11 protein-coding genes and 1 pseudogene are annotated in these 12,786 nt (G+C 71.6%); 2 read left to right on the top strand and 10 right to left on the bottom strand.

Annotation, left to right across the window (positions count from 1 at the left end; genetic code table 11):
- Positions 1–41: 41 nt before the first annotated feature.
- The 4 genes from AB0K10_RS00165 to AB0K10_RS00150 form a co-directional block, all read right to left on the bottom strand.
- A complete protein-coding gene (locus AB0K10_RS00165; protein ID WP_357418005.1) occupies positions 42–635 on the bottom strand; it encodes an ATP/GTP-binding protein in 594 nt (197 codons plus the stop codon).
- A 1-nt stretch (position 636) separates the two neighbouring features.
- Positions 637–1,011, bottom strand: coding sequence for a DUF742 domain-containing protein (locus AB0K10_RS00160; RefSeq protein WP_354817333.1), 375 nt, complete (start codon positions 1,009–1,011; stop codon positions 637–639).
- Between the two features lie 98 nt (positions 1,012–1,109).
- On the bottom strand, positions 1,110–1,514 hold the full coding sequence (locus AB0K10_RS00155; RefSeq protein ID WP_007455462.1) for a roadblock/LC7 domain-containing protein: 405 nt from the start codon (positions 1,512–1,514) through the stop codon (positions 1,110–1,112).
- Positions 1,511–5,167, bottom strand: a complete 3,657-nt coding sequence (locus AB0K10_RS00150) for a nitrate- and nitrite sensing domain-containing protein (RefSeq protein ID WP_363678354.1) — start codon at positions 5,165–5,167, stop codon at positions 1,511–1,513. The genes AB0K10_RS00155 and AB0K10_RS00150 overlap by 4 nt, the downstream gene beginning before the upstream one ends.
- 502 nt (positions 5,168–5,669) lie before the next feature.
- Here AB0K10_RS00150 and AB0K10_RS00145 point away from each other — a divergent pair.
- Positions 5,670–5,963, top strand: coding sequence for a hypothetical protein (locus tag AB0K10_RS00145; RefSeq protein ID WP_363678352.1), 294 nt, complete (start codon positions 5,670–5,672; stop codon positions 5,961–5,963).
- Positions 5,964–5,966: 3 nt separating this feature from the next.
- On the opposite strand, the gene AB0K10_RS00140 is transcribed toward AB0K10_RS00145, so the two are convergent.
- A complete protein-coding gene (locus AB0K10_RS00140) occupies positions 5,967–7,040 on the bottom strand; it encodes an adenosine deaminase (RefSeq protein WP_363678350.1) in 1,074 nt (357 codons plus the stop codon).
- Positions 7,041–7,134: 94 nt separating this feature from the next.
- Between AB0K10_RS00140 and AB0K10_RS00135 the strand changes: the two genes are divergently transcribed.
- Positions 7,135–7,983 (top strand): putative RNA methyltransferase, encoded by an 849-nt coding sequence (locus AB0K10_RS00135; RefSeq protein WP_363678348.1) that lies wholly within the window; start codon positions 7,135–7,137, stop codon positions 7,981–7,983.
- A gap of 3 nt (positions 7,984–7,986) precedes the next feature.
- Here the strand turns inward: AB0K10_RS00135 and AB0K10_RS00130 are convergent, their stop codons facing one another.
- The 5 genes and pseudogenes from AB0K10_RS00130 to AB0K10_RS00110 all read right to left on the bottom strand — a co-directional run.
- The gene (locus tag AB0K10_RS00130) at positions 7,987–8,667 is read right to left on the bottom strand and encodes a DUF4272 domain-containing protein (protein WP_363678346.1); all 681 of its coding nucleotides are present in this window, start codon (positions 8,665–8,667) and stop codon (positions 7,987–7,989) included.
- 111 nt (positions 8,668–8,778) lie between these two features.
- A complete protein-coding gene (locus AB0K10_RS00125) occupies positions 8,779–10,062 on the bottom strand; it encodes a thymidine phosphorylase (RefSeq protein ID WP_363678344.1) in 1,284 nt (427 codons plus the stop codon).
- Positions 10,063–10,199: 137 nt separating this feature from the next.
- Positions 10,200–10,904, bottom strand: coding sequence for a cytidine deaminase (locus AB0K10_RS00120; RefSeq protein ID WP_363678342.1), 705 nt, complete (start codon positions 10,902–10,904; stop codon positions 10,200–10,202).
- Positions 10,905–11,077: 173 nt separating this feature from the next.
- A complete protein-coding gene (locus tag AB0K10_RS00115; RefSeq protein ID WP_363678340.1) occupies positions 11,078–12,358 on the bottom strand; it encodes an ABC transporter permease in 1,281 nt (426 codons plus the stop codon).
- 3 nt (positions 12,359–12,361) lie between these two features.
- Positions 12,362–12,786 (bottom strand): annotated as a pseudogene (locus AB0K10_RS00110) (ABC transporter permease); the annotation flags it as partial.

The raw sequence follows: 12,786 nt of genomic DNA, 5'->3' as shown, positions 1-12,786 counted from the left end.
GGTGGCGGCCAGGGCCACCACCGGGCGCGAGAGCGTCCCGATCAGGCCGGGGCGACGGCGCGCGTACGGCGCATGGTGAGCACGTACTCGACAAGCGAGATCAGCACGTGCTTCGTCGACTCCCGGTTACGGGCGTCGCAGGCCACCACCGGCACGTCGCTCGAGATCGCCAAGGCGTCCCGGACGTCCTGCGGGTCGTGGTACTGCATTCCGTCGAAGCAGTTGATGGCCACCAGGTACGGCAGCCGCCGGTGCTCGAAGAAGTCGATCGCCGCGAAGCAGTCGGCCAGCCGGCGGGTGTCCACCAGCACGACCGCGCCGATCGCGCCCCGCACCAGTTCGTCCCACATGAACCAGAATCGGGTCTGACCCGGCGTACCGAACAGGTACAGGATCAGGTCACGGTCGATCGAGATCCGGCCGAAGTCCATGGCCACCGTGGTCGTCGTCTTGCCCGGCACCTGCCGGGTGTCGTCGACGCCCACGCCAGCGGAGATCATGATGGCCTCGGTGGTCAGCGGCGTGATCTCCGAGACCGAGCCGACCAGCGTCGTCTTACCGACGCCGAATCCACCGGCGATAACGATCTTCGCCGACGTCACGCGCCCACTCGGGTTCGGTGGGCGGTGCGACATGTCAGAGCCTGCGAAGTCCACTCAGCACCCTCTCCAGCAGTTCAGTGCCCACCGCGTCGTCGGAGTCGTCCAGGATGGTCGGCTCGTGGACCGCGACCAGGCCGTCCGTCGCCATGTCGGCGATGAGCACCCGGGCCACACCGAGCGGTAGCTGCATCCGCGCCGCGATCTCGGCGAGCGATTGCACGCGTCCGTCACACAGTGCGGCGATGTACTGGTGTTCGCGGCCGCCGCCGTTGCCATTGGCAGCGGCCCGACCGCGCACCGTCGTCTCGACGAGCGCCTCCAAGGCGATGTCGAGCCGGGGACGGGTTCGACCACGGGTCACGGCGTATGGACGGACCAACGCTCCGGTCGGTTCGTCACGATCGGCCATGTCGCCGCTCACCTCCTTCGCACCCCGTACCGGCTCCCACCGGTGGAACTCGTCGTTCTTGTCGTTTCAGTTGCGCCGACCGCACGATCGGCGAGGCGTCAGCCCAGCATGCCCGCGGCCGCACGCGGCTGCGGGGTCAGGGCGTCGCCCACCCGGTCGACCAGGAGCGCCATCTCGTAACCAACCTGCCCGACGTCGGAGCTGCGGGCCGCCAGCACGGCGAAGGACGAACCGTCCGAGATGGACATCAGGAACAGGAAGCCATTGTCCATCTCCACGACGGTCTGAAGCACCGCGCCTCCCTCGAAGCAGCGGGCTGCCCCCTGGGTCAGGCTGACCAGACCGGACGCGATCGCGGCGAGCTGGTCGGCCCGGTCCCGCGGCAGATCCCGTGACGACGCGAGAAGCAGGCCGTCCGCCGAGACGGCGACCGCATGTGCGACACCGGGCACCCGGTCGGCGAAGTTGGCCAGCAGCCAACCAAGATCCTGCGTAGTTGTCATCCTTCTTGCTCCTTCTGCCCGCTCCCGGCCGCTGAGCCTGAGCCAGACTGCGAGGATTGCTGCCCTCCCGGAGTCGCCTCCGGGCTGGTCGGGTTGTCCGAGGTGCTACGCCCTCGCTGCACGCCCCGGTGGTAGGCGGAGAGCAGGCCACGGACCGCCTCCGGGGACCGCCGTTGGACCGAGGTGGCGGGCTTCTCCACCGCCCCCGGCACCAACTGCGCCATCGGCTTGCGCTTCGGCAGACCGGTCGTGGTGGTCTCGTTCACCGGCACGGCGGTGGCCGCTGCGGAGGCGGCACGCCAGCCGTCGTCGGCGGCGGTCTGCCAGCCGTTGGTCTGCGATTGGGGCCGGCGGTTCGGCAGGCTCTCGGCGAGGCCGGGGCGTGTGCCCCCGTTCGCTGTCGACCCGTTGTCCCGCGGCGCTCCTCCGGCCGTCGGAGTGTCTGCCATCGGCGTGTTACCTGTCGTCCCGGGTGATGTCTTGTGGACTGCCCGACCCGTGGCCTCGACCGTCGCGAACTGCTGCGTCGCGTCACCGCCACCGCCGTTCGCCGCCGGCTTGTCGGCGGCTGCGGCCTCGTCCGAACCCGGACGGCGGGTACGGAACCAGGCGGACTCGAGCTCCCGGAAGATCGGAAGCTCCATGGTCTCGTCCGCGTACCGCTGGCGGTTCTGGGCCTGCGGCTGCTGCGGTGCCGGGCGGGTCTGCGCCGGCGGCGGCGACGCCTGGGCCTGCGGGGCTCGGGCCTGCGGGGCCTGGGCCTGCGGGGCTCGGGCCTGCGGAGCCTGGGGCGCCGGCGGCTGGGCCGCGGTGCTCGGCTGGTCGCCGGGGCGCGGTATCCGGGGCAGCTCCGTCGTCATGTCCAGGGCGGCGGCGAGCCGCTCGGGCACCGGCGGGGTCTGCGTGTCGCGCTCGCCGCCGGGCACCGGCGGCCAGGCCGGCGGTGCCGGGGCGCTGGGCGCCGGGGCGGGCGGGGCGGACCGGGGCGTGAAGCCGCTGAACGACTGGCCGGAGGCCGGCGGCGCCGAGTACGGCTGGCCGGACGCCGGGGAGGCCGAGACCGGCGACGCGGACACCGGCGGACCACCGTACGGCTGTCCGGACGCCGGAGCGGCGGACACCGGCGGACCGCCGTACGGCGCACCCGAGTACGGCTGACCGGAGTACGGCTGGCCGGAGTACGGCTGACCGGACGCCGGCGAGGCGGAGACCGGCGCACCGGAGTACGGCTGCGCCGAGACCGGCGGCGCGGAATACGGGTGCGCCTCCGGGCTGCTGGGCAACTGCCGGGGGATGGTCGGCTGCTGGCCGGTGGTCGTCGGCTCGTCGCCGGCCCGGCGCTGCGGCAGCGGGTCGATGGACTGGCCGTTGGCCGTTCGGGGCGTGAACCCGTCGCCGCCGTTGACCCCGTTGCTGGCGCTCGCGCCGGTCAGGTCCGACCAGGCGGGCATCGAACGGTACGCACCGGTGTTGGCCGGCGTGCCTGCGCCGTTGCGCGACGCCGGGTCGAACGGCCGGCCGCCCAGGGTGACCTGGTTGCCGGACTCGCCGGGGCGGGGGCCGTTGCCCAGCGCGGGCAGCGCGCCGAGAACCGGCGCGGGCCCACCGTGCTGCGGGCCGGCCGCGGGCAGGGCCGGCGGCTGCTGCACCCGGCCGGAGAGCGCCCGGGGCACCAGCACCGAGGTGGGCAGGGTCACGTCGGCGACCGTGCCGCGGTCCGCGCCGGGGCGCAGTTCGACGCGGACGCCGTGCCGCGACGCCAGGCGGGCGACCACGACCAGGCCCATCATCCGGGAGACGGCCACGTCCACCTGCGGCGGCGTCGCGAGCTTGTCGTTCAGCTCGTGCAGCTGCTCGCGGCTGATGCCGATGCCGCGGTCCTCCACGTAGAGCGAGGCGCGGTCACCGACCCGGCGGGCCTCGACCATGACCTGCGAATCCGGAGGGGAGAACGCGGTGGCGTTGTCGAACAGCTCGGCGACGAGGTGCACCAGGTCGTTGACCGCGTGCGCGGCGACCTCGATGTCCCTGTCGATGACCCCGAACTCGATGCGGGTGTAGTGCTCGACCTCGGACTGCGCGGCGCGCAGCACGTCGATGAGCGCGGCCGGCTCGCGCTGCACGCGGGTGGAGTCGGCACCCGCGAGGACGAGCAGGTTCTCGTCGTTGCGGCGCATCCGGGTGGCCAGGTGGTCGAGCTGGAACAGCTCGGCCAGCCGGTCCGGGTCCTCCTCGCCGCGCTCCAACCGGTCGAGGTGCCCGATGAGGCGGTCGACCAGGATCTGCGAACGGCGGGCCAGGTTGACGAACATGGTCGCGACGGAGGCACGCAGGGCAGCCTGCTCGGCGGCCGTCCGGACGGCTTCCAGGTGGACGGCGTTGAACGCCTCGGTCACCTGGCCGAACTCGTCCTTGCTGCGGACCGGCAACGGCTCGGCGATCTGGTTGGCCAACTGCACGGGCGACAGCTGCCCGACGACCTGCGGGTCACGGAGTCGGGCGACCGCCTGCGGCAGCCCGTACTGGGCGATGGAGAGGGCACCCTGGCGCAGTTCACGCAGGGAGCGGGCCATCGAGCGGGCGACCAGGTACGCGAAGAGGATGGCCAGCAGCAGCATGCTGAGCAGCAGGCCGGTCTCCAGGAAAACCTGGCGCTGGACGTCCGAGCGCAGGTTGTCGGCCTCGGCGACCACGTCGCCGTCGAGCTTCGTCTCCACGGCGCGGATCAGCTTGGCGTTGGCCGTCATGGCCGCGTCCCACTGGTCGGGGCCGAACGGGGCGTTACGCATGTCGCCTGTGGTGTTGCCGTCGATCCAGCCGGTGTAGTTCTGCGCCTCGCGGCGGTCACCGCCAGCGACCGTCTGGTCGTGGAACTTCGCCTCGTCCGGGCTGGCAACCGCCTTGAAGCTCTGCAGCGCCTGCTGCTGGCCGGTGCCGCTGGCGATGTAGTCGGTGCGCAGCGCCGGGGTCAGCCGCTTGCCGCCCTGCACGCCGAGCGCGCGGTGGACGACGACTCGACGGACGGCGAGGAACTCCTTCTCGCGGGCGACCGCCGCGGCGGCGCGCATCCGGTCGCTCAGGTCGTTGTTGCCGGCGAGCTGGGTGGCCGAGTCACGGATGGCGAGCAGGTCGTTGATGAGACCCTCGTACGCCTGGATGGCCTCGGCGAGCTTGAGCTTGCCGTTGAACACCTGACTGCGGACGCCCGGCAGCTCCTGCAGGTTCTGGTCGATGCTGTCGAGCAGGGTCTCGAGGCTGCCCGGCAGGTCCTCGACGTCGCTGCGCTGCTGCCGGTAGGGGCCCGTCTCCTGGTCCACCCGGGAGTTCACCCGGTTGTAGGCCTCCTGGTACTGCGCCTTCGGCTGCGTCCCGGTCGCCTGCAGCAGCAGTACGGCGGTGGTCCGCTCGTCCTGCAGCGTGTCGACCAGGTTGCCCGAGTAGCTCGACAGGTTGGCCAGGTCGCCGGCTCGGTTGGCATTGTTGAGCGTCTCCAGGTGGTCGACGAGACCACTGGTGCCCACGACGACCGTGGCGATGGTCGGCACGATCATGATGAGACCGAGCTTGGACCAGATCGGCATGTCCCGGAGCCGGCTGGCCGGCCGGCGCAGCCGCGACAGGAAGGAGCCCGCCGTCTTTGGCCGTTTGCTCACGTCACCGCCCTCGCGATTACAGCTTGAACGCGTTGCCCCGGGCAACGCCCAGCGACCGACCCGGCGGGTCGGACCCCCGAGATTCCATCACGCCGGTCGACAAGAAGAAAGCCCAGGTTGTCACCGGCCGGGAGTGTGATGAGATGTTGATGCGATTTGATAGCAGTCCGTCTGGCCGGAGTAACTGAAGGTAATGGAACATCCCCACCGCGTTGTCCTGCTCGCCGGCCCCTCAGGCTCCGGAAAGTCGTACATAGCGCAGCAAACCGGCTTGCCGGTGCTGTGTTTGGACGACTTCTACAAAGACGGCGATGACCCTACGTTGCCGCGACGAAACGGCCAGGTCGATTGGGAGTCGCCGCTGTCCTGGGACGCTCTGACCGCCGTCGAAACGATTGCTCGACTTGCCCGCGAGGGCCGTGCCGATGTGCCGGTTTATGCGATCGGCGCGGATCGACGGGTGGCCACCCGGCCATTTGATGTCGACGGATCGCCACTTTTCGTGGCCGAAGGGATTTTCGCCGCCGAGATCGTCGAGGAGTGCCGCAGCCGTGGCCTGCTCGCCGGGGCGTACGCGCTGCGCCGCCCGCGCGGGGCGACCTTCCTGCGTCGGCTGGCCCGCGACCTGGCCGAGCAGCGCAAGGCGCCCCGGGTGCTGGTCCGGCGTGGCGTGGCCCTGCTGCGGGCGGAGCCGGCGGTGCTGCGCCGGCAGACCGGGCTGGGCGCCGAGGCCGCCCGAGCCCGGGAGGTGCTGCGCCGGGTGGCCGGCCTGCTCGCCGGCCACCCGCACGGCTGAACTTCAGGCCAGCAACTTCGCGTACGCCGGCTTGATCACCTCGTCGATGATCCGCAGTCGCTCGTCGAACGGGATGAAGGCGCTCTTCATCGCGTTGATGGTGAACCACTGCAACTCGCGCCAGCCGTAGCCGAACGTCTCCACCAGCAGCGACATCTCCCGGGACATGGAGGTGCCGCTCATCAGCCGGTTGTCGGTGTTGACGGTGGCCCGGAACCGCAGGTCGCGCAGGAGCCCGATCGGATGGTCGGCGATCGAGGCCACCGCGCCGGTCTGCACGTTCGACGAGGGGCACAGCTCCAGCGGGATCCGCTTGTCCCGCACGTACGCGGCCAGTCGGCCGAGCGCGCCGTCGGGGGCGATGTCGTCAACGATGCGTACGCCGTGGCCGAGCCGGTCCGCGCCGCACCACTGGATCGCCTGCCAGATCGACGGCAGACCGAACGCCTCACCGGCGTGGATGGTGAAGTGGAAGTTCTCCCGCTGGAGGTATTCGAAGGCGTCCAGGTGACGGGTGGGCGGGAAGCCCGCCTCCGCGCCTGCGATGTCGAAGCCGACCACCCCGGCGTCGCGGTGCCGCACGGCCAGCTCGGCGATCTCCTGCGAGCGCGCCGCGTGCCGCATGGCGGTGAGCAGGGTGCCCACCCGGATGGTCAGGCCGGCCTCGACTGCCTGGGCGGTGCCCTCGGCGAACCCGGCCAGCACGGCCTCGACCACCTCGTCGAGGCTCAGGTCCCGTTCCAGGTGCTGTTCGGGAGCGAAACGCACCTCGGCGTAGACCACGCCGTCGGCGGCCAGGTCCAGCGCGCACTCGCGCGCCACCCGGCGCAGCGCCGGCGGAGTCTGCATGACCGCCACGGTGTGCGCGAACGTCTCCAGGTACCGCTCCAGCGACCCGGAGTCGGCGGCTTCGACGAACCAGCGTCCGAGCGCCTCCGGGTCGGTGGTGGGCAGTTCGTGTCCCACCTCGGCGGCCAGCTCGACGATCGTCGCCGGCCGCAGCCCGCCGTCGAGGTGGTCGTGCAGCAGCGCCTTCGGGACCTTGACGATGTCCTCGTACCGGATAGTTGCGACCATGCTCAGACCCTAGTCAGCGGCCCTGGCCGGCCACAGCGGGCCGGCTGGTTAGGCTGCCTGATATGCGCGCAGCACACGAGTCGGCGGCCTGACGGTGGACCCCCGCATCCTCGACCGGCTGCGCTGCCCGGTCTGCGGCGACCCACTGGGGCAGGCCACCGACACGGGGGCGCTGCGCTGCCCGCGCCGACACAGCTTCGACGTCGCCCGCCAGGGCTACGTCAACCTGCTCACCGGTCGAGCCCCGCACGTCGGTGACACCGCCGAGATGGTGGCCGCCCGGGCGGACTTCCTCGCCGCTGGGCACTACGACGTCATCTCGGCCGCCCTCGCCGAGGCGGCGGCGCAGGCGGTGGCGGGCTTTGACGCGTACCCCCTGGTGGTGGATGCCGGCGCCGGCACCGGCCACTACCTCGGCGCGGTGCTGGCGGCGCTGCCGGACGCCGTGGGTCTGGCCCTGGACGTGTCCAAGCCGGCGCTGCGCCGCGCGGCCCGCGCCCATCCTCGGGCCGCCGCCGCGCTCGCCGACACCTGGCAGCGACTGCCCCTCGCGGACGCCTCAACCGCAGTGCTGCTGAACGTCTTCGCCCCGCGCAACGGCGCGGAGTTCCACCGGGTGCTCGACCCGGCGGGCACGCTGCTCGTGGTGACGCCCGCCGCCGACCATCTCACCGAACTGGTGGACGCCCTCGGCCTACTGCGGGTGGACCCGGACAAGGCCGACCGGGTGGCCACCAGCCTCGGCGCGCACTTCACGCCTGTCGGCTCGACTGTGCACCGCGCGGAGCTGGCCCTGACCCGGCCGGAGGTCGCCACGCTTGTCGGGATGGGCCCGAGCGCCTGGCACACCGACCCGACCGCCCTCGCCGAACGGCTGGCCGCGCTGCCCGAGCCGATCCGGGTGCGCGTGGCGGTCCAGCTGGACGCCTACCGACCGCGCTGAGGCTCAGGTGGAGAGGTCGACCTCTTCCCAGCCCGGTGGCTCGTCGTGGTACGGCCCGCGCAGGATCACCGCCCACTCCAGCGCCCACCGCCGCTGCCCGATCGCGTTCGCGTCGACCAGGCCCGGCGCCCGCCGGCCGCCGCGCTCGGTCTCCAGGTAGGCCCAGTCCAGGCAGTAGTGCAGATCGAGCAGGGCCGCCGCGTCGGCCGGGTGCTGCGGCGCGGCGAGGATGCGGGACTGCCACTGCGGAAAGGTCTCCCCCTCGGCGATGTGCGGCAGCCGCTCGACCAGCCGCTCGTCCACGGCCAGGGTGGGATCGAGCTGTTTGCTCAGCCCCAGCACCCAGGCCAGCGCGAAGAGCGCGTCGTGGTGCAGCACGAACGACCGGTGGTCGCCCTTGCCGCCCATCACGAACTGCCACTCCGGCGGGGTGACCATCTCGACCAGGTGCGAGCCGAGCAGCCAGCTCATCGCCGCCTGCGGGGGCATCCCGAAGCAGCGGGCCAGGATGAGGTGCAGCACGGCGATCCGCGCCTCGATCTCCGCCCGGGGGCGCAGCTCGATCGCGTCACCCGGCTCCCACACGAGCGGGAACTGGGCCGGTGGCAGCGGCAGCCCGAGGCGGGACAGCTCGTCCAGGCTCGCCTCGCGCACCTCGCGCGGGTCGGGGGCAGGTACGGTCACGGGGCAACTTCCTGTCTGCTCGCGACGGCTCAAGGCCGGCGGTCCCCCCTTGGCCTGCGAGAATAGCGCTCTCAGGTGATGAGCACCACGCCGGCCCGACCCCCGCCCCGGTCAGCCGATCCGCTCGATGACCAGGGGCGTCGGGGTCGGCGCGATCGGTGCAATGTGCACCGCGCGACTTGCCTCCGCCAGGGCCGCCGGAATCCGTGACGGGTCGTCGGCGCGCAGCTCGTAGAGGGCGTCACCGGCCCGCACCGGATCGCCCGGCCGCTTGTGCAGCACCACCCCGGCCGGCACGCTCACCGGGTCCTCCTTGCGGGCCCGACCCGCGCCGAGCCGCCAGGCGGCAACCCCCATGGCGTACGCGTCGACGGCCGCGACGTGCCCGTCCTGCTCGGCGCGGACCACCTCGACCTCCGGCGCGGTAGGCATCGGCGCGTCCGGGTCGCCGCCCTGCGCGCGGATCATCGCCCGCCAGGAGTCCATCGCCCGGCCGTCGCGCAGGGCCGCCTCGGGGTCGGCGTCCGGCAGGCCGGCGGCGTCGAGCATCTCCCGGGCCAGGGCGAGCGTCAGCTCCACCACGTCGGCCGGCCCGCCCCCGGCCAGCACCTCGACCGACTCGGTCACCTCGACCGCGTTGCCGATGGCCAGGCCGAGCGGGGTGGACATGTCAGTGAGCAGGGCGACCGTCCGCACGCCGTGCGCGCCGCCCAGCTCGACCATCGTGCGGGCCAGCTCGCGGGCCTGGTCGACGGACTTCATGAACGCGCCCGAGCCGACCTTGACGTCGAGGACCAGCGCGCCGGTGCCCTCGGCAATCTTCTTGCTCATGATCGAGCTTGCGATCAGCGGGATCGCCTCCACGGTGCCTGTCACGTCGCGCAACGCGTACAGCTTGCGGTCGGCGGGGGCGAGGCCGGCGCCTGCCGCGCAGATCACCGCGCCGACGTCACCGAGCTGGGCGATGAACTCGTCGTTGCGCAGCGCGGCCCGCCAACCCGGGATGGACTCCAGCTTGTCCAGCGTGCCGCCGGTGTGCCCGAGGCCGCGCCCGCTGAGCTGCGGAACGGCGGCGCCGCACGCGGCCACCAGCGGCGTGAGCGGCAGGGTGATCTTGTCGCCGACACCGCCGGTGGAGTGCTTGTCGACGGTCGGGCGGCGTACCGCCGAGAGGTCCAGCCGCTCCCCGCTGGCGATCATCGCGGCGGTCCACCGGGCGATCTCCGGCCCGGTCATGCCGTTGAGCAGGATCGCCATGGCCAGCGCCGACATCTGCTCGTCGGCGACGACTCCCCGGGTGTACGCGTCCATCACCCAGTCGATCTGCGCGTCGGACAGCACACCCCCGTCCCGCTTGACCCGAATAACGTCAACAGCAGCAAACCCACTACTCATCAGAAGATCTTCCTAGTCGATTGCAGATCCCGACCCACGGACCGCACGCGCCGCGGGATGGGGCCGACCGTGCCCGGCGGAGGGATCAAGCCTGACCGCCCGGAGCCGGGCACGGTCGGTCGGCCCCATCCCCAAGCTCAACCCCAACGAACCGGGATCTCCAATGGCGGCTCCCCCTCGCCGGCCCAGAAGATCGTGCCGGTCGCGTCGACCACCACCACCCGCGGTGTCCGGGCCAGACCCCAGGTGATCGCCTCGGCCGGGTCGTTCCAGCTCGGGGCCTCCTCCAGCACTCCGGTCTCGGCGCCCGCGTCGTCCCCGGCCGACCGCTCCCAGTACGCCGTCCAGACCTGCTGCCCCGCCGACATGTCCGGATGCACGAAGACCGTGCCCCGGCCACGCCACGCGGCAAGCCGCTCCGGGACCACAGGCAACGGCGTCTCGCCGGTCACCGCCTCCAGGTCCTCCACGCCGAAGGCGTGTGGCAGCAGCTCCGCCATGCGCAGGGGGCGGGTCTTCGTCTCGATCAGGCACTCCGGGCCGCCGTTCTCCCAGAGCAACTGCCGGCACCGGCCGCACGGCATCAGCGGCTCACCTGTGGCGTCGACGCAGGAGAGCGCGACGAGGCGACCGCCACCGGTGGCGTGCAGGCTGGACACCACTCCGCACTCGGCGCAGAGCGTCACCCCGTACGCGGCGTTCTCCACGTTGCAGCCGACCACCACGCGTCCGTCGTCGACGAGCGCGGCCGCGCCGACCGGGAACGTCGAGTACGGCGCGTACGCGTTCCGCATCGCCTCGGTGGCGGCGGCGCGCAGCCGCGCCCAGTCAATGTCGGTCATCCCATCATTCTGCCGAAGCAGCCCAGGTCAGAAGCGAGCAGGGCTGCCTTCCCGGCCTCGATTACCAAGGGCCCGGAAGGGCGCGCGGTGATCACGTGATGAGAAGTAGGTCAGGAACGCTCGGAGAACCCCTTCTTCATCACATGATCAAGGGTCGTCATGGCGGCGGGCTGTCAGCCCTTGATGTACGGCTTGCCGTCGGCGGCCGGTGCGCGGACCCGGCCGACCAGGCCGGCGACCGCGAGGATCGTCGCCAGGTAGGGCAGCATCGCCAGGAACTGACTGGGGATCGAGCTGTTGATCGCGCCCAGGTAGGTGGCGAGCTGGTCGGCGAAGCCGAAGAAGAGCGCGGCGAGCAGCGCTCCGGTCGGGTTCCACCGGCCGAAGATCAGCGCGGCCAGCGCGATGAAGCCCTTGCCGCCGATCATGTTCTTGGTGAACGAGTAGAGCGCCAGGGTGTAGGACGCGCCGCCGATGCCCGCGACCACGCCCGCCAGCAGGACGTTGCGGTAACGCACCCGCAGCACCTTGACGCCGAGCGTGTCGGCGGCGATCGGGTGTTCGCCGACCGACCTGGTGCGCAGACCCCACCGGGTGCGGAAGAGCCCGATGTGGATCACCAGCACCAGGAGCAGGCCCAGGTAGAGGAAGATGTTGCTGCGGAACAGTGCCGGCCCCAGCACCGGGATGTCCTTGAGTAGCGGAATCTCCCAGTTGCTGAACCGCGGAGCGCTGTTGTACTTCTCCGCGTCGGTCTGCATCAGCCGCTCGTAGAGGAAGCCGGTGACGCCGACCGCGAGCAGGTTCAGCACGATTCCCATGACCGTCTGGTCGACCAGGTAGCGGATCGAGAAGATCGCCAGCAGCAGCGAGATGAAAGCGCCGCCGAGGGCCGCCGCGACGAGGCCCACCCAGACGTTGCCCGAGAGGCTCCCGAACAGCGCGCCGCTGAACGCGCCCATCAGCAGCTGCCCCTCGATGGCCACGTTGACCACGCCGGAACGCTCGCAGAGCACCCCCGCGAGCGCGCCGAAGATGAGCGGCAGCGCCAGGATGAACGTGCCCCGCACGATGTTGACCAGCGGCATGAAGTTCTGGCCCGTCGGCGCCGCGGAGACCTGCCAGCAGAGGAAGGACAGCACGAAGCCGACCAGCCCGACGCCGAGCACGGGAAGGAACCAGCGCTTCGGCACCCCGGCCAGTAGCGCCGCGCCGGCGGCGACCGCGATGATGCCGAACAGGATCGCGCCGATCGTGCCGTTGATCTCCAGCGCGGCACCGGCGGCGTTCTCGCTCAGCGTGAACCGGGCCTGCTGGTCCGTGGCGAGCGCGCCGAAAAGCACCGCCGACAGCAGACCGAGCACCAGCAGTACGAGCCCGACCTTGCGGCCACGGGTCCAGAACCCCTCGTCGACGGCGGCGACCGCGACGTCGGGGACAGCCATGGTGGACATGCGTTACCAGCCCTTCGCCAGGCTCGTCTGCAACCGGGCGGCACGCGCCGCCCGGAGCTGGAAGATCGCCTTCACCAGGGCGGGCGCGGCGATGAAGATGACGATCAGCGCTTGGAGCACGGTGACCAGCTCCAGCGAGATGCCCGAATACGACTGCATCCGGTTGCCGCCAGCCTGGAGAGCTCCGAAGAGCAGCGCCGCCAGCAGTACGCCCCACGGCTTCAACCTGCCGACCAGCGCCACCAGGATGCCGTCGAAGCCGATCTGCGCGACCACCAGCGGAGTGAGCGCGCTGGCGGTGGAGCCGAGAACCATGTTCGAGCCGCCGAGGCCGGACAGGATCCCGGAGAACACCATGATCAGGACGAAGGTCCGGGTGACGCTGATGCCTGCCGTGCGGGCGGCGTCCGGGTTGGCCCCGACCGCGC

This window comes from Micromonospora sp. NPDC049274, assembly GCF_040678875.1.
Classification (GTDB): domain Bacteria; phylum Actinomycetota; class Actinomycetes; order Mycobacteriales; family Micromonosporaceae; genus Micromonospora.
This window is presented reverse-complemented; position numbering and strand designations above follow the sequence as displayed.